The 20,212-nt window shown below is 71.7% G+C and carries 20 protein-coding genes and 1 pseudogene; 12 read left to right on the forward strand and 9 right to left on the reverse strand.

Going from position 1 to position 20,212, the window contains the following annotated elements; genetic code table 11:
• Window positions 1–6 precede the first annotated feature (6 nt).
• From Voc01_RS28385 to Voc01_RS28405, 5 genes are read right to left on the reverse strand one after another with little or no spacing between them, the layout of a single operon-like run.
• Window positions 7–735, reverse strand: coding sequence for a DUF6182 family protein (locus Voc01_RS28385; protein ID WP_203930635.1), 729 nt, complete (start codon window positions 733–735; stop codon window positions 7–9).
• On the reverse strand, window positions 735–1,841 hold the full coding sequence (locus tag Voc01_RS28390) for a hypothetical protein (RefSeq protein WP_203930636.1): 1,107 nt from the start codon (window positions 1,839–1,841) through the stop codon (window positions 735–737). Before Voc01_RS28390 ends, Voc01_RS28385 begins: the two co-directional genes overlap by 1 nt.
• 3 nt (window positions 1,842–1,844) lie before the next feature.
• Entirely contained in the window at window positions 1,845–2,708 is an 864-nt protein-coding gene (locus Voc01_RS28395; protein WP_203930637.1) for an SAM-dependent methyltransferase, read from the reverse strand.
• Window positions 2,709–2,735: 27 nt separating this feature from the next.
• Window positions 2,736–4,397 carry a GH3 family acyl-acid amido synthetase gene (locus tag Voc01_RS28400; protein ID WP_203930638.1) on the reverse strand — a complete coding sequence of 554 codons (1,662 nt, stop codon included), beginning with the start codon at window positions 4,395–4,397 and terminating at the stop codon, window positions 2,736–2,738.
• A complete protein-coding gene (locus tag Voc01_RS28405; RefSeq protein WP_203930639.1) occupies window positions 4,375–5,031 on the reverse strand; it encodes a hypothetical protein in 657 nt (218 codons plus the stop codon). Before Voc01_RS28405 ends, Voc01_RS28400 begins: the two co-directional genes overlap by 23 nt.
• A 308-nt stretch (window positions 5,032–5,339) precedes the next feature.
• Between Voc01_RS28405 and Voc01_RS53305 the strand changes: the two genes are divergently transcribed.
• The 3 genes and pseudogenes from Voc01_RS53305 (at window position 5,340) to Voc01_RS28415 (ending at window position 6,347) form a co-directional block, all read left to right on the forward strand.
• On the forward strand, window positions 5,340–5,723 hold the full coding sequence (locus Voc01_RS53305) for a hypothetical protein (protein ID WP_239160547.1): 384 nt from the start codon (window positions 5,340–5,342) through the stop codon (window positions 5,721–5,723).
• A gap of 41 nt (window positions 5,724–5,764) precedes the next feature.
• A pseudogene (locus Voc01_RS54710) lies at window positions 5,765–5,935 on the forward strand (hypothetical protein); the annotation flags it as partial.
• 115 nt (window positions 5,936–6,050) lie between these two features.
• Window positions 6,051–6,347 carry a hypothetical protein gene (locus Voc01_RS28415; RefSeq protein WP_203930640.1) on the forward strand — a complete coding sequence of 99 codons (297 nt, stop codon included), beginning with the start codon at window positions 6,051–6,053 and terminating at the stop codon, window positions 6,345–6,347.
• 35 nt (window positions 6,348–6,382) lie between these two features.
• Here the strand turns inward: Voc01_RS28415 and Voc01_RS28420 are convergent, their stop codons facing one another.
• Window positions 6,383–7,144 (reverse strand): class I SAM-dependent methyltransferase, encoded by a 762-nt coding sequence (locus Voc01_RS28420; protein WP_203930641.1) that lies wholly within the window; start codon window positions 7,142–7,144, stop codon window positions 6,383–6,385.
• A gap of 67 nt (window positions 7,145–7,211) precedes the next feature.
• The gene (locus Voc01_RS28425; RefSeq protein WP_203930642.1) at window positions 7,212–8,369 is read right to left on the reverse strand and encodes a hypothetical protein; all 1,158 of its coding nucleotides are present in this window, start codon (window positions 8,367–8,369) and stop codon (window positions 7,212–7,214) included.
• A gap of 226 nt (window positions 8,370–8,595) precedes the next feature.
• On the opposite strand from Voc01_RS28425, the gene Voc01_RS28430 reads away from it, so the two are divergent.
• Window positions 8,596–9,288, forward strand: a complete 693-nt coding sequence (locus Voc01_RS28430) for an SHOCT domain-containing protein (protein WP_203930643.1) — start codon at window positions 8,596–8,598, stop codon at window positions 9,286–9,288.
• Here the strand turns inward: Voc01_RS28430 and Voc01_RS28435 are convergent.
• Complete coding sequence (locus Voc01_RS28435) at window positions 9,285–11,414, reverse strand: MMPL family transporter (protein ID WP_203930644.1); 2,130 nt, start codon at window positions 11,412–11,414, stop codon at window positions 9,285–9,287. The two genes, Voc01_RS28430 and Voc01_RS28435, sit on opposite strands and share 4 nt — an antisense overlap.
• Window positions 11,411–12,100 carry an LmeA family phospholipid-binding protein gene (locus tag Voc01_RS28440; protein WP_203930645.1) on the reverse strand — a complete coding sequence of 230 codons (690 nt, stop codon included), beginning with the start codon at window positions 12,098–12,100 and terminating at the stop codon, window positions 11,411–11,413. The genes Voc01_RS28435 and Voc01_RS28440 overlap by 4 nt, the downstream gene beginning before the upstream one ends.
• 426 nt (window positions 12,101–12,526) lie before the next feature.
• Between Voc01_RS28440 and urtA the strand changes: the two genes are divergently transcribed.
• The 8 genes from urtA to Voc01_RS28480 all read left to right on the forward strand — a co-directional run bounded on the left by urtA (window position 12,527) and on the right by Voc01_RS28480 (window position 20,210).
• Complete coding sequence (gene urtA, locus Voc01_RS28445; protein WP_203930646.1) at window positions 12,527–13,822, forward strand: urea ABC transporter substrate-binding protein; 1,296 nt, start codon at window positions 12,527–12,529, stop codon at window positions 13,820–13,822.
• Between the two features lie 67 nt (window positions 13,823–13,889).
• On the forward strand, window positions 13,890–14,774 hold the full coding sequence (gene urtB, locus Voc01_RS28450) for an urea ABC transporter permease subunit UrtB (RefSeq protein WP_203930647.1): 885 nt from the start codon (window positions 13,890–13,892) through the stop codon (window positions 14,772–14,774).
• Entirely contained in the window at window positions 14,771–15,856 is a 1,086-nt protein-coding gene (gene urtC / locus Voc01_RS28455) for an urea ABC transporter permease subunit UrtC (RefSeq protein ID WP_203930648.1), read from the forward strand. The genes urtB and urtC overlap by 4 nt, the downstream gene beginning before the upstream one ends.
• Entirely contained in the window at window positions 15,853–16,641 is a 789-nt protein-coding gene (gene urtD, locus Voc01_RS28460; protein ID WP_203930722.1) for an urea ABC transporter ATP-binding protein UrtD, read from the forward strand. The genes urtC and urtD overlap by 4 nt, the downstream gene beginning before the upstream one ends.
• Window position 16,642: 1 nt before the next feature.
• Window positions 16,643–17,326: an ATP-binding cassette domain-containing protein gene (locus Voc01_RS28465; RefSeq protein WP_203930649.1), complete on the forward strand. Its 684-nt coding sequence runs from the start codon at window positions 16,643–16,645 to the stop codon at window positions 17,324–17,326.
• 69 nt (window positions 17,327–17,395) lie between these two features.
• Window positions 17,396–19,120 (forward strand): purine-cytosine permease family protein, encoded by a 1,725-nt coding sequence (locus tag Voc01_RS28470; RefSeq protein WP_203930650.1) that lies wholly within the window; start codon window positions 17,396–17,398, stop codon window positions 19,118–19,120.
• The gene (locus tag Voc01_RS28475) at window positions 19,084–19,650 is read left to right on the forward strand and encodes a TetR/AcrR family transcriptional regulator (RefSeq protein WP_203930651.1); all 567 of its coding nucleotides are present in this window, start codon (window positions 19,084–19,086) and stop codon (window positions 19,648–19,650) included. The genes Voc01_RS28470 and Voc01_RS28475 overlap by 37 nt, the downstream gene beginning before the upstream one ends.
• Window positions 19,647–20,210: a TetR/AcrR family transcriptional regulator gene (locus Voc01_RS28480; protein WP_203930652.1), complete on the forward strand. Its 564-nt coding sequence runs from the start codon at window positions 19,647–19,649 to the stop codon at window positions 20,208–20,210. Before Voc01_RS28475 ends, Voc01_RS28480 begins: the two co-directional genes overlap by 4 nt.
• The last annotated feature ends 2 nt before the right edge of the window (window positions 20,211–20,212 follow it).

The following is a 20,212-nucleotide window of genomic DNA, read 5'->3' on the forward strand; positions in this document are numbered from 1 at the left end:
TGCGGCCTACGCCGCGGGCCGGCTTCCCGCGGACAGGGCCACGTACGCGCGCAACCGGGCGTGGTCGGCGGTGTCGTGGTGGACGCGCAGCATCGAGTAGGGCGGGCCGCCGTGGCCGATCCGGGGCGCGTGCGACAGATCCAGCCGGTCGCCGGGCCGGATCACCCGGGTCAGCACGGCCTCGGCGAGGACGTGGTTCACGTGCACCAGGTAGTCGCCGACGGTGAGGCCGGCGGTGGCGATCTCCAGCCGGTGAACGGTTCCGCTCGCGGGGCCGGGCAGGTCGGTGGTCAGGGTCGCCGGGACCACCGGCTCGCCGCCGCCGTCGAACCGCTTGAGCAGGCGGCGTAGACCCAGGGAGGCGTCCGGGGGCACCGGGGCGAACCACATCATGGACCCGTCGTCGCAGAGATGGTCGCCGGTGAACCGGCCGCGGAGGTTGGCGGGGTTGCCGCTCAGGAAGATCGTGCGGGTGAACGCCCGGAACCACGCGTCCCGCCGGGTCCCGTGTACGCCGGCCGCGAACGCGACCGCCGAACGGACGAAGACCTCCGGATCGAACCGGCGCAGCACCGCGATCGCCGCCACGTCGGGTGCCGCCCGCTCCGCCGCGTCCACGTCGGGCGGCCCCGGTGCGTCCGGCCCCGGTGCGTCGGGTGCCGGCGCGTCCGGCCCGACCTGCACCCGGCGGATCCGGCGGGCCCACTCGGCGCGGAGCAGTTCCTGCGTGGGCATCAGCAGTACACCTGCCCGGCCACGTCGCCGGCCACCGCCCGGTCGCGGCGGCCCAGCATCGCCGAGGTGAGGCGGTAGGGGTCGACGTGCAGGCCGCCGCGCGGGCGGTGCCGTCGCAGGTAGCCGACGACGTCGTGCGTCGCCGCGCCGGCACCGCCCGCCAGGATCGTCCGGGCCCGGTCCACGTACTGCCGCAGCAGCGCGGCCTGGAACGAGCGGTCGCTGCCGCGGCCCAGGACGGCGATGAAGTACAACCGCATGCCGAGCCGCAGCACCTCCGGGTCGGCGTCCCCGCACGTCTCGACGAGGCTCGGCACGGTGTACCCGTGCCACCCACCGAACCGGCTGGACCGGATCACGCCGTCGACCGGTACGCGCGTCACCGCGTCCCGGACGACCTCGGCGCCCAGGACCCCGAGCAGCCGCTGCAGCAACAGGTAGTCGTCGGTCAGCTCCCGGTCGTGGACGAGGACGGTCCGGTCGTACGAGGTCGCCAGCGGCACCAGCTCCCGCAGCGCACCGGCGAGGTAGTTCGGCTGGCACTCCCGGGTGACGATCTGCCGCAGCGGCATCCCGTACCGGGTCAGGTCGAGGTAGACGGGACCGTTGTCGGGGCGGCAGTCCAGGCACAGGTCGCGGGCCGCGAGGTGGTCGATCAGCTCTTCGAGCCCGAACGCCGGATGCCGCACGGTGGTCAGGCCGGGGTCGTGCAGGCCGAGCCGGGCGAAGTGGCCGGTCCACAGTTCGAGGAGCCGGGCGCTGGCGGGATGGACCCACCCGCTGCTCTCCACCGCCCGCAGGTAGGGCCGCAGCGCCGCGAACGGCGGCCGTCGCCCCTCGGCCTGGAAGCGCATGTAGGACTCGCCGAGTTCCTCCTCGGTCTGCGCGGAGTAGTCGGTGTCGCCGATGGTGCGGTCGAGGAACTCCCAGTAGCCGAGCGTCTGCGCCGTGACGTTGTAGGTGGTGTTGCTGTAGCGGTACGTGGTGTCCGCGAGCGCCGCGGTGGCCCGGTACATGACATCGACCCAGAGCAGGCCCTTGATGTGGCTCGGCGTCAGCGGCTTGGTCGGTGTGACCGTGACCGGTGCGATGAGAACGCGCGGCATCGCTCAGTCCCGCGTTCCGTGCACGAGGAACACCCGGGCGACGCCGGGTACCGAACGGTCGGGCACGGTGTCCGTCCACCGGCCGTAGTCGGCGCCGGGTTCGCCCGGCTGCGTGGCGGTCACCGTGAACCCGTACCCGGCGAGCAGCGTCTCCGGTTCGTCGCTGCCCGACACCCACGGCGAGCCCCACGAGGCGAACAGGTCGAGCAGCCCGCGGATGGGCGGCGCGTCCAGCGCCTCCTCGCCGAGCAGGTCGCAGATCAGAGGGCTGCCGCCGGCGGCGAACCGGCCGAGGTCGGCCAGCAGGGTGTGGACCTCGGCCGCCGTCAGGTAGTAGAGGACGCCTTCCAGGACCCACACCGCGCGCCGGGCCGGCTCGAAGCCGGCCGCGGTCAGCCCGGCCCGCCAGTCGTCGGTCACCAGATCGGTGGGGACCGGGTGCCGCCGCACGTTCCCCGCGGGCCGGTGACCGTGCAGGGCGGCCTCCTTCGCGTCGAGGACCGCGGCCCGGTCGAGTTCGTACACGTCCACCGGGTGGGGCCAGTCGAGCCGGTAGGCCCGGGTGTCCATGCCGGCGGCGGCGATGACGACCTGGTCGACGGCGCCGGATGCCAGCGCTTCGGCCAGCCGGTCGTCGATGAACCGGGTCCGGACGGCGTTGTAGTCGGCGGTGTCGGGGAGTCCGGGGGCGCGGCTGTCCGCGGTGAGCCGGGCCACCTCGTCGAACAGCGCGACCCCCACCTCGCCGGCGAGCGCCGCGGCGTACGGATCGTCGTAGAGCCGGTCGGGCCGGGCGCTTTCCCGGATGCGCAGCGCCGTCGTCAGCAGCGACGTGCGGGCGACCGGGTCGAAGCCGTGCACATTCATGCTCGTCTCCCTTGATGCGTAAAGGGTTCAGCGGACGGTGTGGGAGAGCAGCCGGTGCCACGCGTCGTCGTCACGCTGGAACACCCGGTCCTTGACCTGTGCCGGCCGGATCCCGGACCCCACCCGGGCATGCCAGTCGTGGGCGAACGCGTCCGCCGTGAGCACGTGGACGACGGGTTCGGCCAGGGCCGCGGCCGCGCGGGCCGCCCGGTAGCCGGGGGAGACCGACACCAGGCCGTCGTCCAGCGCGCGCGCCAGCGCCACGGTCTCGGCCGGGTTCAACGCCTGCCGGGGAGAGACGGCGAACTCGTAGCGGACGGCATCCGGGCCGTCGGGCCGCACCGGGCGGCAGGTCGCGTTGTGGGCCGCCAGTCCACCGGACCGGAGCGCGGTCCGCAGCGCGTGCACGACGTGTGACTCGCGCAGCCGTTCGCCGGCGACGTCGGAGGTGGTGCCGCGGCCGGCGTAACAGACCCGGGGCATCCCGTGCAGCCGGTCGACGACCCGGACCACGTCGCCGAGCGCGTACCGGTACAGCCCGCCGACGTGGCTGAGCACCACGTGGTACTCCTGCCCGGTCTCCAGCTCCTCGAACGACATCGTCGCGCTGTCGGCCCTGATCCCGTCGTCGGCGGGCACGAACTCGTGGAACGCCGCACCGAGGGCGGGCGAGCAGCCACTGCCGTGCCGGTCGACGCCGACGGCGACGAAACCCTCGGAAGCGGCCACCGGTGCGGGAAGCGCGACCACGTCGGTGCCGAAGGACGCGGCGAGGCCGGGCAGGTACAGCGAGGCCAGCCCGGTGGTCCAGCAGAACAGCACCCGGAAGCGTGGCCACACGTGCGCGGGGGTCAGCGTGCCGAACATGTCCGCCAGCCGTTCGAGCCCGGCCGCCCGGTGCGGGTTCGGCGACCCGTACGGCCGGCCGCCGAGCGTGCCGTCCCGCAGGTCCTTGACGATGCGCGGCCACCACCGGGCGAGCTGGTACGGCACCGCCGCGACCATCGCGGGGTTGATGCCGACGACCATCCGTACGTCGTGCTCGACGGCCAGCCGCAGCCGCAGATACGCCTTCTCGAGGTGGTCGGTGTCCGCGACCGGTACCGGCAGCTCGCCCCAGACGGCCCGCGACCCCGGTTCCGCCGACAACGGCTCCCCGAACGCGGTGCCGAGGTCGACCTGGCTGGCACCCAGATGCGGACGACCCGACGCGGTGGAGGCGGTCCGGCTCACCGGATCGAACTTCAGGTTCAGCGTGCTGTCGTCGGCCAGCACGTCGGGGTAGTGGTCGGCGACGGTCGCCCAGGCCGTGTAGTAGGGCGGGAAGAAGCCGGTCCGCATGAACCGGCGGGTGACCGGGATCTTCTTGCTGTCGCCCGTGGTGCCGCTGCTCATGAAGAACACGACGGGGTCGTCCGCGGACAGCACACCACGCTCGCCGGCGGCCGCGCGGTCGATCCACGGCGCGAGCCCGTCATACGTGCGGATGGGCACCGCACGGCGGAAGTCCTCACCGGTGCGGACGCGGGCGAACCCGTGCTCACGCCCGAAAGCGGTGCCGGCGTTGGCCGACACGACCTCGTCGAGCACCCGCTGCCGTGCCAGCGCCGGCTCGGCCAGCAGGCGCAGGAAGCCGTCGCGTTCGGACCGCACCCGGCGGCGGTACTCACCTGTCGACGCGGCCGGCATGTCCGCTCCTCGGGGTGTGTCGTAGCGCGGCGACCGTCCGCTCGATGCTGTCGGGACCGTCGACGGGATGGATCGGCACCGTGCCGATCTCCTCGACCATCAGCCGGCGCAGGTCGATCTGGAACCTGCGGAAGCCCTCCCACGTGGGAACGGCGCCGTAGTGCTCGAACGCGTTGAGGCGGGCGCCGTTGTCGCTGCGGCGCCAGGCGGTCGCCGGGTCGACGTCGAGGTAGATGACCCGTGACGGTTCCGGAAACGAGCGCCACCACGCGAACATGCGGTCGTTCACCAGCCCGGTCAGCCGGCACTTGGCGAGAATCTTGTAGTAGTAGGAGTCCACGACCACGGGGCCGCCCCGTCCCGTGTCCAGCGCCTGGTCGCGCAGGTAGACGACGGACGTCTGCAACAGCGTCAGCACGAAGTCCCGCGAGTAGGCGGTGTCGACACCGGGCATCGCGCGGGTGACGAAGCCGTCGCGGAGGTCGTCGACGAGTGAGCATTCGGGCCGCACGAAGCCGGGATCGTAGGACACGCACCGCACGCCGCGCGCCGCCAACGCGGAGATCAGTGTGGACTTGCCGGCGTAGTCGGGCCCGAGCACGACCGAGAACCCGGTGACCGGCTCGTTGCGCATGGGGACCTCCCCTCGGATGTGACCTGATGGACCGGCGCGGACGCCGGACGACCCACCGCCCGGCGCCGGGCAGTGGCAAGTCTTGGGGGTTCGCCGCCGTGACGAAAACCCCTATTCACCTGGCCCGGAGCGGCGTCGTCCGGCGTGAGCGGGACGTCAGTGGGGCGCGAGCGGACGCACCTATGCTGCGCGGGTCGGACCTGCCAGGAGCCGCCACGGGCCCCGCGCATCGGCATGGTCGAACGGGGGATGCCGGTGCGCGCGGTCCGGCAGTACGACACGTCGACGACGAAGGCACGGGGTCGGCTGTGAACAGTTCAGGTGGAGACGACGCGTTGCGGGCCGCGGCCCGTCTCCTCGTCGACAACGGCCCGGCGGGCTGGCGTACGGCCACGCTGTCGGTCGACCTCGTCGCGCGCGGCCATGGCGGCGAGGGTGTGCGGTACCGCACCGCCGACGGCAACGGCGTCCACGTCCCCGCGATGAGTCACACCGCGATCGCCGTCCCGATGGTCGAGCTGTTCGGCCGCCTGGTCGAGGGAACCCGGATCCGGCAGGTCGCGGTGGACCTGACGGTCGACTCCGACGGTGCGTTCGACGCGGTCGCCCGGTTCGGTCTACGCCAGGCGGGTGCCGGCGGCTCCTACACCGTCGTGCTGCGCGACGACCTGCCGCCACCGAGGAGCGGATAGCGGCGGCGGAGGCCACGCTGGGCCACCGGTTCCCGCCGGACCTGCGCGCGCTGTACGCGGTCTCCGACGGCGGCGGCACCATCGACGGCTGGGGCCTGTACCCGCTCGCGGAGGTGACCGGCATGTACGGGATCACCTCGGTTCCGGCCGGGCGGTCGTGGCCGGGCGCGTGGACCCGGGTCGTTCTCGACGCCGACCCGGCCGGCACGGTGCGCCGGGCGAGCGGGCACCCCGGATGGATCCCGATCGCCGACGACAGCGGCGGCAACTTTCCTCGCCGTCGACCTCGCACCGGCCCGTCACGGCCGGCCCGGACAGGTCATCAACGTGGGCGTCGACTGGGAGACACGGCCCGGGTACGTCGCCGAGTCGGTCACCGCCGCGGACCTGGAACCGTTGCGGGACCTGCCGTTGGAGCACCTGACAGCGAACTCGGCGTCGGACCTGGCCCCGCTGTCGGGCCACCGGACCCTGCGCTCGCTGAGCCTGACCCGGGGTGCCGCGCCGGCCGACCTGACGCCGCTGCGCACCGTCGCCCACCTGCACGGCCTGTCGCTCACCGACGCCGATCCCGCGGAGACGGCCAGTTGCACCAGGTCCGCCCGGGGCCGCCTGGGTCGGTAGCGACCCGGACCGGTGAGCGGTACGCCGGTGGGGCGTCAGCGCGTGGCGAGGTGGACGGTGGCGCCGCGGTCGACGACGATGCCGCCGGACCGGTGCATGCGTTCCAGCTCGGCGAGTGCCCGCCGCTGGAACTCGGCCGCGTCCGACGGGCCGAGCGCCTCGACGCGGGAGGCGAATCCGTGTGACATCTCGAAGTCCCAGCAGGCCTGCGGGTCGGCGACGGGCAGGTGGACCGCGAGGGCGGCGGTGCGGACGTCGACGAAGCCGGCCCGGCGCATGTCCAGCGGGACGTCGGGAGGGTCCGGCCACGGGCGTTGCGCGGCGCGCGGTGCGAACTCGTCCCAGATCGAGTTGAAGGTGTCCCAGCGGCCGCCGTCCTCGCACGGGCCCGGCGTGGTCAGGGCGACGGTGCCGCCCGGCCGCAGGACGCGGTGCAGTTCGGCGAGCACCCGCACCGGTTCGGCGACCAGGTGGATGACGAAGCCGCCGGTCGCTACGTCGTAGGTGCCGTCGGGCAGGTCGAGCTGGTGGATGTCCATCTGCCGGGCGTCGATCCCCGGGTGGGCGGCGGCCAGCCGCGACACCATCCGGGGAGCGGCATCGACCGCGGTGACGACGCATCCGCGGGCCGCGGCGGCCACGGCGATCGCGCCCCGGCCGCTGCCGATGTCCAGCAACCGGCTACCCGGTGCGGGGTCGAGGAGGTCGAGCAGGTGCGCGCCGAACTCCGCGAAGAAGGGGATGACCTCGTCGTAGCGGTCTGCGAGCCGGTCGAACAGCGTCCACGTTTCGGTCATGCCGTGACGATGGTCCGTGGTCCACGGACGGGCAAGCGAGTTTGCGGCGTGCGACCACGCGGGCCCGTTACTCCGAGAGGATCGCGATCGCCGACCGGTCGCTGATGGGGCTGTCGACGGAGTCCGCGGTCAGGACCACGGGACAGACCCCCGCGAAGGTGCCGATGCCGAGACCGTCGGCGTCATCGACGATCTCGGTGGTGTCGACCGAGATGGTCATCGACGTGCCGTCGGCGTTCGGCTCGCCGGGGCTGACCGTGTCGCCGCACACGGTGGCCGTGGTGCCGGCGGCGAAGCCCGTGCCGATGAGCGTCACGGTGGCGGTGGAGCCGGCCCTGACGTAACCGGGGCTGACGCCCGTGACGACGGGCGCCGCGACGATGGTGAGCCCGGTGTCGGCGGCCGTGAACGTCTGGCTGATGCCGTTCTGCGTGATCGTGATCGACGGGTCGGCGGACGCCGTCAGATCCGCCGCCGTCCGGAAGCTCAGCGTGTTGCCCTTGTCGTCGTCCGAGGCGGGGCCGGTGAGCGGGGTGGTGGGGTCCGCCCTGCTCCACGCCGTGACCTCGGTGGCGGCTTCTCCGCCGACCGTCACCGCCAGTCCGGCGTCGGCTCCGCCGCTGAACGCGAAGGTGTGGGCGGCGGTGATCCGCACCCGCTGGTCGCCGGTCGACAGCAGGCGGGTGACGCGGCTGCCGGCCGGCAGGGCCGCGCTGTTCTCGGTAAAGACCGGGTTGGTGTGCGCGGCGGCGATCGCGGGCGGTTCGACGAAGACCAGGCCGCTGCCGGTCTTCGCCCAGGTGTCGCTGCCGCCGTTCGCGAAGGTGATCGTGACCGTCTCGCCGACGGTCGGGTCCGCGGTGGGCGCGCATCCGTCGAGGGAGTCGTCGACCGCGTTGTCCGGTGTCGTCAGGAGGACCAGCGAGGTGCCGGGGATGAGGAACGGCTCCAGGTCCCGGCACCGGTCGGCGCCGAGATCGACCGCCTCGATCAGGTCCTGGCCGAGGGTGATCCCGGCCGGCGCCGTCAACTCCAGCAGGATGGCGAGGTTCGGCGTGTTCGCGGCCACCGCGCCGGAGACCGGCGACGAGACGACGATGTCGCCCCCGGTGATCACGCCGGCGGAGGTCGGGAACGCGGGCACGAGCGCGACGACCGACAGGACCGACGCGACGGTCGCGCCGACGACGGGGCGGGAGTTCCGCCACGAACGGACGAAAGGCATTCGGGCGGGGTCCTCTCAGCTGCTCCGGTGCCCGCGTCGGCAACCACCCTGACCACGAGTGGTGACTAAAAGTAGCATTCCGGTTCCCAAAAGTTACCGAAAGTCCGACCTCCGATCGTCGACGCCCGCCGGCCCCGCTGACCGGACGGTCGGCTTCCGGACATGATCGCGATCGTCGTGGTGCGATCCTGATTCGTCGCAGCCTCGGTCACTGGCGGGAGCACGGATGAAGCGGGTCCATCGGGAGATCGTCGCGCTGGTGGTCGGCCTGACCGGCATCGGGCTGGCGGCCGTCGGGTTCAACGCCGTGCTCGAGATCGGCACCTGCTCGTCGGGCGGGCCGTACGTCTCCGCCCGACCCTGTCCGGACAACGCGTCGTCGGTGTTCTGGACGACGTTCGGGGGAGCGCTCCTGTGGGCCGTCGGCATGCTCGTGAGTACGCGGATCTTCGTGCCCGGCGCCGGACTGATCCTGTGGGTGGTGGGTTTCGCCGGCGGCGGTGCCGCCACCCTCGTCAAGGTGCGGTCCGACTCCACGATCGGTGGCGACGCCAGGCTCGGCGGCACCATCATGGCCGTGACGTTCCTGCTCAACGGTCTGGTGGTGGCCGCCATCGGGATCTTCCAGCTGGTCCGCCGGCGCACCCATGGTCAGGGCCAGCGGCACCGGGACCGGCGCGCCGGCGCGGCCGCCACGCGCCGCGGCCGGTCCCCTTTCTACGATCTCGAGAACCTGCGCAGCACCGGTGCGCTGACCCGCGAGGAGTTCACGCTGCTCCGCGCGGATCTGGAGAACGCCGGCCCGGGCGAGGAGGGCCTCGACCGGATCGAACGGATCCGCAGGATCGCGCAGCGCCGCGACTCGGGCGCGTTGAGCACCGGCGAGTTCGAGCGGCAGAAGCGCAGCATCCTGCGCTAGCCGACCGGCGGAACCCGACCGCCGCGGCCGGGATGCCACCAGTTCGCCCGGCCCAGCAGCGCCATGGTGGCCGGCACCAGGAACCCGCGCACGACGGTGGCGTCGACGGCGATCGCGACCGCCATGCCGAGCCCGAACATCTTGATGACCGGGTCGTCGTGCAGCACGAAGCTGGCGAACACCACGACCATGATGAACGCCGCCGAGGTGATCACCCGCCCGGTGGCGGCCAGTCCGGTGCGCACGGCCGTCCGGTTGTCCGCCCCCCGCTGCCAGGCCTCCCGCACGGCGGTCAGCAGGAAGACCTCGTAGTCCATCGACAGGCCGAACAGCAGCGCGAACAGCATCATCGGCACGTAGCTCTCGATGGGGACCGGCCCGTCGAGCCCGATGAGCGGCGCGCCCCAGCCCCAGCCGAACACGGCGGTCAACGCCCCGTAGGCCGCGCCGATCGACACGAGGTTCATCACGGCGGCCTTGACCGCCACGACCGGTGCCCGGAACGCCAGGTACAGCAGGACCGTCGACAGCCCCACGACGAGCGCGATGACGGACGGCATCCGGTCGACGATCCGGTCCGTCAGGTCGGCCTTCGTCGCCACGACGCCGCCGACGTGGACGGTCAGCCCGCCGGGCCGCGCGTCGCGGACCGTGGCCACCAGGTCGGCGGTCGCTGGGTCGCTGGGGGCCGTGTCGGGGGTGACCCGCACCATCGCGATCGCGCCGTCCGGCGACGGGCGCGCCGGGGCCACCGACGCGACACCGGGCAGCGCGGCGAGACCGTCACGCACGGCCGCGAGCCGCGGGTCCGCCGGGCCGGCCGCCGGCGGATCGAGCGGCACCACGACGGTCAGCGGCCCATTGACACCCGGGCCGAATCCGGCGGCCAGCAGGTCGAAGCTCTGCCGGCTGGCACTGCCCGCCGGGGCGTCGCCGCCGTCGGTCTGACCGGGCCGCAGGCCCAGCGCGGGCGCGGCGAGCAGGCCGAGCAGCAGCGTCGCGGCGGTCGCGTACCGCCACGGGTGAGCGGTGACCCGATCGGCCCGCCGGCTCCAGGCCGATCCGTCGTGGACGGCCGCGACCCGCCGGACCCGCCACGTGTCGATCCGGGCACCCAGCAGTGCCAGCAGGGCCGGCAGCAGCGTGACGGAGCCGGCCACGGCGACGACCACGGTCAGACCGGTGCTCCAGGCGAGCGTGGTGAGGATCGGCACGCCGGCGACGGCCAACCCGCCGAGGGCGATGACGACGGTGCCGCCGGCGAAGACGACGGCGCTGCCCGATCCGGCCATGCTCTGTTCGACCGCGGCGACCACCGGAAGCCCGCCGGCGAGCAGTTCGCGGTGGCGGGTGACGACGAACAGGGCGTAGTCGATGCCGACGCCGAGCCCGATCATCGTGGCGAGCGTCGCCGCCACCCCGGGCACGCCGGCCAGGTGCCCGGCCAGCCCGACGGTGCCGACGGCGCAGGCGAGCGTCAGCAGAGCGGTCACGATCGGCAGCCCGGCCGCGACGATCCCGCCGAACGCCAGGACCAGCACCACCGCGGCCACCAGCAGGCCGACGACCTCACTGACGCGGCTGTCGCCGCGGTCGGCGGCCGCGGCCAGGGCTCCACCGAGGGTGGTGTCCATGCCGGCGGCACGGGCCGGGTCGGCCGCCGTGTCGACCTGCCGCGCGAGACGTCGGTCGACCTCGCGCGGGCTGAGGTCGAGGTCCACGGTGAGATAGCCGGTGCGCCCGTCGCCGCTGAGCGTGCCCTGCTCCGCCGACGGCGGCGTGACGGCCGTGACGTGTGGCAGGTCCGCGATCGCGGCGGCCACCTCGTCGACGGTCGCCCGCGCGGACGCGTCGTCGAGGCGGCCCCGCGGGGTGTGGAGGACGACCTGGCCGCTGGCTCCGTCGTCGCCGGGCAGGTGGGTGTCGACGAGGTCGCGGGCGACCTGCGCGTCGCTGCCGGGCAGGGCCACCTCGTTGTCGACCGGCCTGCCGTAGGCGAGCACGGCGGTGACGACCGCGGCGGCCAGCAGCAGCCACGCGGTCACGACGGAACGCGGCCGGGCGGCGCAGGCACGCCCGACGCGGCCGAGGACGCGGTGGACGACGCCGTCGTGACGTGCACTCATCGCCGGCCTCCACAGTGGACGCCGCCGCGACCGGATCCGGTGGCGCCGGTGCTGAGGTCGTGCCCGTCGACGGTGATCCGCAGGCCGTCGTCGACGACCTCCACCGACCGGTAGGTGAGTCCCTCGGCCAGGGAGGGCAGCGCTCTCGACGGCAGCCTGTCCAGCCCGACGCGGGCGAGCAGCCGTTCGGCGGGCCGCTGGATGCCCAGCACCTCCACGGTTTCCGGCTGGATGGTCAGCGTGCCGTCCGTCAGCCGGGGCAGAGCCAGGATCGTGACCGGCTGCCGCTGCCCGGCCAGCGCCAGCTCGGTGGTGATGGCCAACCGGTCGCCGCGGGCGCTGTAACGCACCGGCCGTTCACCCAGCGAGGTGGGCAGGCTGTCGAACCCGGCGGTCGCGGCGACCGCGAGCTCACCGACGCTGGTCCGGCCGTCACCGGTGCGCAGGTCCCGCAGCACCGCCTCCACGCGGGCGACACGCAGGCCGCCGCGGCTGATGTCGGTGGCGGTCACGACGATCTCGCGGTACCGGCCGGCGGCCGCCTGCGCCAGGAACGGGAAGCCACGCACGTCCACCCGCGCGGGAGCGGAGAGGTCGGCGAGGCACGCCAGCCGGGTCTCCAACCGGCCGGCCGCCATCCGGGCGGCGATCCGGTCGGCCGCGACGGCGGCGGTCAGGACGAGCACGACGGTCGCGATGGCGATCCGCGCCCGTCGCGATCGTGGGCGCGCGGCGGGCGTTCGCTTGGATGATCTGGGCATCGGGACACTGCACCAGCCGCGTCTGCGAGCGGGACGCGACGCGGATGGGAAGACGATGAGAACCGGCGCCCGCGCAGGCGTCCGGACCAGACTCCTCCGGATGTCAGAAGTGTGCCACGTTCGCCGGACCCGTTCGGTTGATGGCAGAACTCTGACATCCACGCTCCGCAAGTTTCGCTGTGTTTCCAGGGCTTACGGGACTCTGCTGGGTGTCGGTTACATAGTTGGAACGGTCGAGAAATGTCAGAGCAATGACGCACGATCAATCTGCTCTCACCTGTAGCAGCCATGAACATTCGCAGTGCCGCGACCCTGACGTCACCTCTTCCTTTCCAGGATCGGAGTTGCCATATGTCCACCCCCAGCAAGCGGTTGCGCACGCTTGTGGCCACGGGCGCCTTCGCGACGACCGTCGCCCTCGTGCTCGCCGGCTGCGGCGCGCGCGCCGGCGACGACACCTCCGGCGACAAGCCGGCCGCAGCGAGCTGCGTCGACACCTCCGGCAGCACCATCAAGCTCGGCTTCCTGAACTCCCTCACCGGTGGCATGGCGATCTCCGAGAAGACCGTCTCCAACGTGCTGCACATGGCCGCCGACGAGATCAACGCCGGCGGCGGCATCCTCGGAAAGAAGATCCAGTACGTCCAGGAGGACGGCGCCACCGACTGGCCCACCTTCGCGGAGAAGACCGAGAAGCTGCTCACCCAGGACTGCGTCGGCGCGATCTTCGGCGGCTGGACCTCGTCCTCCCGCAAGGCCGTCAAGCCGGTCGTCGAGAAGCACAACGGCCTGTTCTTCTACCCGGTGCAGTACGAGGGCCTCGAGGCATCGCCGAACATCTACTACACCGGCGCGACCACCAACCAGCAGATCATCCCGGCGATGGACTTCCTCGCCTCCAAGGGCGTGAAGAAGCTGTTCCTCGCCGGCAGCGACTACGTCTTCCCGCGCACCGCGAACGCGATCATCAAGCTCTACGCGGCCAAGCTCGGCATCCAGATCGTCGGCGAGGAGTACGTGCCGCTCGACAAGGACGACTGGACCACCCAGGTGGCGAAGATCAAGGCGGCCAAGCCCGACTTCATCTTCAACACCATCAACGGCTCCTCGAACGTCGGCTTCATCAAGGCCTACTACGACGCCGGCCTCGCCGCCGCGACCACTCCGATCATCTCGGTGTCGATCGCCGAGGAGGAGGCGCCGGCCATGGGACACGAGGTCACCGGCCACTACGCGTCCTGGAACTACTTCCAGTCGATGAAGACCGACACCAACCCGAAGTTCATCCAGAGCTGGAAGGCCTACCCCAACAGCAGCGGCGTCACCTCCGACCCGATGGAGGCCGCCTACATCTCGCTGTACCTGTACAAGGCCCTCGTCGAGGCGGCCGGCTCGTTCGACGTCGACAAGGTGAACGCCGCCGCGAAGGCGAACAAGATCACGTTCGCCGCGCCGGAGGGCACCGTCACGCTCAACGGCGAGAACCACCACATCTCCAAGCCGGGCAACATCGGCCGGATCAACGCCAGCAACCAGTTCGACATCGTCTGGTCCTCCGAGAAGTTCATCGAACCCGACCCGTTCCTCAACGGCTACGACTGGTTCCCGGCGAACATCCGCGACCAGCTCGTGAAAGCCGCGGGCTGATCGCCCCTGCGGGGTTGCCCGCCGCCCACGGCAGGCAACCCCGCCCCCACACAGGGAATGAGGACACGTGGACGCACTAGTCTCACCGCTGCTCAACGGCAGCGCACAGGGTGCGCTGCTCCTGCTCGCCGCGCTCGGTCTCTCGCTCACCTTCGGCCAGATGGGCGTGATCAACATGGCCCACGGCGAGTTCCTCATGATCGGCGCCTTCACCGCCTACCTCGTCCAGCAGGTCATCCACTCCAGCGACCTGTCGATCCCGGTGGCGCTGCCGGTCGCGTTCGTCGTCGCCGGACTCTTCGGCCTCCTGCTGGAGGTCAGCATCATCCGGTGGATGTACCACAGACCCCTCGACACCCTGCTCGTCACCGTCGGGGTCGGCCTGATCCTCCAGCAGGCGGCACTGCAGATCTTCCCGTCCCAGGGCGTCCCGGTGGAGAAGCCGGGCTGGCTCGACGGGCAGCTGACCATCCTCGGCTACGACTGGCCACTGCGGCAGGTGTTCACCATCGTGCTCGCGGCCGTCTGCGTCGGCGCGCTGGCGGCCTGGCTCAAGTCGACCGCGTTCGGCCGCCGCATCCGGGCGACCGTGCAGAACCGGGACCTCGCCGAGGTCACGGGGATCTCCACCCGCACCGTCGACCGGCTGACCTTCTTCGTCGGGTCGGGGCTGGCCGGGGTCGCCGGCGTGGCCGCGTCGCTGATCGGCGGTACGAACTCCCAGATGGGCGTGCAGTACATCATCCCGGCCTTCCTCGTCGTCGCTGCCGGCGGCATCGGTCAGCTCAAGGGCACCGTCGTCGCCGCGTGGGCGGTGGGCGTCGTCCTCTCGTACTTCGCCTACTGGACGACCGGCAGCCTCGCGCAGGTGCTCGCCTTCATCCTCGTGATCGTGTTCCTGCAGCTGCGCCCGCAGGGTCTGTTCACGGTGCGGACCAGGAGCCTCGTATGACCAAAATAAAGCCACTCATCGGCATCGGGCTGTTCGCCGTCCTGCTCCTCGGGGTCGCTCCGCTCGTGCTCAGCGACCACTGGCTCGGCAACCTCGGCAAGTACTGCTGCTGGGCGATGGCCGCCGTCGGCATCGGCCTGGCGTGGGGCCGGGGCGGGATGCTCGTGATGGGACAGGGGGTGTTCTTCGCCCTCGGTGCCTACTCGATGGCCATGCACCTCACGCTGGAGACCGCCGGAGACACGGTCCCGGGGTTCATGGTGCTCTACGACCCGCTCGCGCCGCTTCCCGCGTTCTGGGAGCCGTTCCGCAGCTCGGCGTTCACCCTGCTCGCGATCGTGCTGCTCCCGGTGGTCGTGGCCGGCGCCCTCGGCTACGCGTTGTTCAAGCGCCGCGTGAAGGGCGCGTACTTCGCGATCCTGACGCAGGCGCTCGCCGTCGCACTCGCCACCCTGATCAGCTCCACGATCCGCGAGACCGGTGGCGACACCGGGCTCAGCGACTTCAAGTTCTTCTTCGGTTTCGTGCTGGACGACCCGGCGAACAGGACCATGGTCTACCTCATCACGGCGGCGCTGCTCGTCGTGTGCCTGCTGGTGGTGTGGCAGCTCTACCGCAGCCGGTTCGGCGAGCTCCTCGTCGCCACCCGCGACGCCGAGGAGCGCGTGCGCTTCCTCGGCTACGACCCGGCCAACATCAAGCTCGTCGCCTTCGTCGTCGCGGCGCTGATGGCGAGCATCGGCGGAGCGATGTTCGTACCCATCGTCGGCATCATCACTCCGGCCGAGATCGGCGCCGCCGCCTCGATCCTGATGATCGCGGGTGTCGCCTTCGGCGGACGCGCCTCCCTCTTCGGCCCCGCGCTCGGCGCGATGGCGGTCGGATGGGGGCAGTCGAGTCTCGGCTCCACCTGGCCCGACGGCTGGACCTACATCCTCGGCCTGTTGTTCGTCGTCGTCATCCTCTTCCTGCCGAAGGGACTGTCGTCGGTGTTCCCCCGGCTCACGGCGGCCCGCCGCCGCCCTGCCGACGTGCCGGCGGCGCCCAGTGCGGTGCCTCAGCTCGAGGAGGCGAAGTCGTGACCGACTCGCTAGTCGTCACCGACCTCCACGTCGAGTTCTCGGGCTTCGTCGCGGTCGGCGGCGTCTCCTTCGACGCGCACCCCGGCGAGGTCCGGTTCCTCATCGGCCCGAACGGCGCCGGCAAGACGACCTGCATCGACGCCATCACCGGGCTCTCCGCGGCCACCGGGTCGGCGAGGCTCGGCGACCAGGAGCTGCTCGGCCGGCCGGTGCACAGGATCGTCCGGCTCGGGGTGGGCCGCACGTTCCAGACCGCGAGCGTCTTCGACGAGCTCTCGGTGCTCCAGAACCTCGACATCGCCGCCGGACGCCACCGCCACTCGGGCTCGCTGCTACGGATCCGGCGCGGCGTCGACCCGTCGATCGTGCAGGCGCTGGAGGAGACGGGACTGGCCGGCGAGCTGGCCACGCCGGCCGGCGTCCTGTCGCACGGCCAGAAGCAGTGGCTGGAGATCGCGATGCTGCTCGTGCAGGACGCGAGGGTGCTGCTGCTCGACGAACCCGTCGCCGGCATGAGCCACGACGAGCGCACCGCGACCGGCGAGCTCCTGCAACGCGTGGCGGCGAAGCGCATCGTGCTGGTGGTCGAGCACGACATGGACTTCATGCGCCGCTTCGCCACCCGCGTGACGGTGCTGCACCAGGGCAAGGTGCTCTCGCACGGCACGGTGGCCGAGGTGCAGGCCGACCCCCAGGTGCAGGAGGTCTACCTCGGCACCGCGGGAGCGGCGACCACGGCCGCCATGGCCGCCGTGCCCGACGCGGCCGTCGAGGAAAGGGACTGACATGCTCGAGCTCACCGACATCCAGGCCGGCTACGGACGCACGCGGGTGCTGCACGGCGTCACCGTGCCGGCCGGGAAGGTCGTGGCCGTGCTCGGCCACAACGGCGCCGGAAAGACCACGTTGCTGCGCGTCGCGATCGGGCTCATCAAGCCGACGAAGGGCCGCGTGTTCTTCGACGGCGAGGACATCTCGTCGCTCGCCCCCAACAAGCGCGTCGCCCGTGGCATGGCGTACGTACCGCAGGGTCAGCAGGCGTTCGGCCAGCTGACCACGCTCGAGAACCTGCAGCTCGTCGCCGACGGGCGCCGGCGCGGCAGGGCCCTCATCGACGCGCAGCTGGCCCGCTTCCCCGCACTGGAGCAGTTCGCGACCCGGAAGGCGGGCCTGCTCTCGGGCGGGCAGCGCCAGCAGCTCGCGATCGCCCGCGCCCTCATCACCGAGCCGAAGCTGCTCATCCTCGACGAGCCGACCGAGGGCATCCAGCCCACGGTCGTCGCCGAGATCGAGCAGACCATCGTGCAACTCGCCGGCGAGGGCATCCACGTGCTGCTCGTCGAGCAGCACATCGGCTTCGCGCTCGAGGCCGCCGAGCGTTACGTCGTCCTCGCCTCGGGCTTCGTCACCCAGACCGACGAAGGGGGCTCGGCGGCCGTCTCCACGGTGCGGGCCGCCATGGCGATCTGAGCCGACACGACCTGCGTTTCCGCCCGCAATGCGCGCGTAACACCGGACCGGGAGGATGCCGCACGCGAGGTGGATGCCACTGTGTCGACGGACAACGCGCGCGCGGCCGCGGAGGACAGCCTCGAGGACTACGCCTTCCGCTATGTGCCGCGCACCTTCCGGCGCTGGAGCGCGGCCTCCGTGGGCGCGACCGCCCTCGGGTCCATCGCGTTCCTCGCCGACTTCTCGATCGGCGCGAGCATCGGCATCGACCACGGCACCGGCAACGCGGTGCTCGGCATCCTGTTCGCGTCGGTCGTCATCGTCATCGTGGGCGTGCCCGTGGCCTACTACGCCGCCCGCTACAACCTCGACCTCGACCTCATCGCCCGCGGCTCGGGATTCGGCTACTACGGCTCGATGATCACGACCGTGGTCTTCGCCGGCTTCACGTGCATCTTCTTCGCCCTGGAGGGCGCCATCATGGCGCAGGGACTGCGGGTGGCGACGGAGATGCCGCTGTGGCTCGGCTACCTCGTCTCGACCGTGGTCGTGATCCCGATCGTCATCTACGGCATGCGTGCGCTGGAGCGCCTGCAGTTCTGGACCACGCCCCTGTGGCTCGCCCTCGCCCTGCTGCCGCTGCTGTGGATCCTCGTCTCCGACCACGAGGCGGTGCGTGCCTTCACCTCGTTCACCGGCAACTCCGACGGCTCGGTCAGCTTCGGCGCCGTCGTCTCGAGCGCGGCCGTGTGTTTCGCCCTCACCCCGCAGCTGGCGGAGCAGATCGACTACATCCGGGCCATGCCGCCACGCACGCCGGCGAACGCCCGCTCGTGGTGGACGTCGTTCGCGTTCTCCGGTCCGGGCTGGGTGATCTTCAGCGGCACCAAGCAGGTGATCGGGGTGTTCCTCGCCGTCTACCTCCTCGTGAAGGTCGAACCCACGCTCGGGCACCAGGCGACCGAGCCGGTCAAGCAGTTCGTCGGGATGTACCAGTCCCTCATCCCGGACTGGCTCGCGATCGTCCTCGCGCTCGTGCTCATCGTGGTCGCGCAGGTGAAGATCAACGTGACGAACGCGTACTCGGGCTCGCTCGCGTGGTCGAACGTCTTCACCCGGCTGGCGAAGCACTACCCGGGTCGCACGGTCTTCGTGCTGTTCAACCTCGTCATCGCCTACGGCCTCATGATGCTGGACGTCTTCACCCTCATCTCCTTCGTGCTGAGCCTCTACGCGAACGTCGTCATGGCCTGGCTCGTGACGATCGCGACCGACATCGCGGTCAACAAGTGGGTGCTGCGCATCTCGCCGCGCTTCCCCGAGTTCCGCCGCGGCATGCTGCACGACTGGAACCCGGTGGGACTGGTGTCGGTGGGGCTCGCCTCGGTGCTGTCGCTGCTCGCGTTCGCCGGGCTGCTCGGCGCCGCGCTGAAGCCGTTCTCGGTGCTCATCGCGATCGGCGTCGCGTTCGTCGCCACACCGGTCACGGCCCTCGCGACGCGGGGGCGCTACTACCTTCGCCGCCACTCCGACGGCATCGACTCACCCCTGTTCGACGAGCACGGCAACCCCTCGGGTGAGCGGCTGCGCTGCCACGTCACCGGGTACATGTTCGAACGGCCGGATATGCTTGCCTCGGCCCAGCGGGGGTCACACGGCGAGGTGCAGTACGTCTCGTCGCTGGCGCTGACGCTCGACGACTCCGATCGCTATGTGCTTCCGCCGGAGGTCACCGGCCCCCCGCACTGGGCGACCGATCGAGGCAGGGGAACGGGATGGGGGAGCCGGTCGACACCGCGACCGCGATTCTAGCGAGCGCCGCGGTTCTGCTGCGTCAGCACACGTTCGACGACATCTCCTACCGTGCCCTCGCCGACGAGGTCGGCATCTCCGAACGCACGGTCTACCGCCAGTACCCGACGCGGGCGCACCTGCTCGCCGCACTGTCGAACTGGATCGAACAGACCCATTTCCCGCTGCCGCCGTTCGTGACCGTCGCCGACTTCCGCGCCGCCGTGCACGAGCGCTTCCGCGCCTTCGACGCCCTGCCGGCGTACGCGTACGTCGGCGCACGGGCGTCCGCGATCTCGCCGACGCTCGACGCCGAGCCCGCCTACATGACGCGTGCGATCGAGGCGATGCTCGACGTGTCGGCGTCGACGCTCAACCGGCGCGACCGGCGCCGGGTCGCGGCGTCGCTGCGGTACTTCTCGTCGGCGATGTTCTGGGCGCGCCTGCGCACCGGCTTCGACCTGGACGCCGGCGAGATCTGCGACGCGTTCGACCGCGCCATGGGCGCCGTGCTCGCGAAACTTCCCGAAGGGACCTGGGTGAAGCCGTGACCGGGCCGGCGCTCACCGGCAACCAGGCGGCGATCCTCGCCGCCTACGCCGAGCTGATCGAGGAGGTCGGCAGCGACGACGTGTCGTTCCGGCTCGTCGCGCGCCGGGCCGGCATCGCCGAACGCACCGTGTTCCGCAACTACCCGACGCGGGTCGACCTGCTGCTGGCGACCGCGGCGTGGATCGAGGCGACGGTGTTCGTCCGCGAGGAGTCGCACTCCATCTTCGACATCCCCCTCGCGATCCGCGACGCGATGCAGCGGTACGACGCGAGGCCCGAGCTCGCCCACGTCGTCGCCGAGACGGCGATGCGCGGCGTCAGCGGCGCGGCGCCGTCGCTCGGCCGGACACACCTCGAGCGGCTGCTGGACGCCGAGGTGCCGTCCCTCGACCCGGAGCAGCGCAGGTCGGTCGTCGTGGCGCTGTCCCACCTCGACTCCGCCGCGACGTGGGTGACGTTCCGCCGCGAGTTCGGCATGGACCGGCGTGACATCGCCGACGCGGCCGCGTGGGCGGCGGAGGCGGTGCTCGACAGCATCCGCGACCGCGTCACCCCGTAGGG

Source organism: Virgisporangium ochraceum (assembly GCF_016863655.1).
Classification (GTDB): Bacteria; Actinomycetota; Actinomycetes; order Mycobacteriales; family Micromonosporaceae; genus Virgisporangium; species Virgisporangium ochraceum.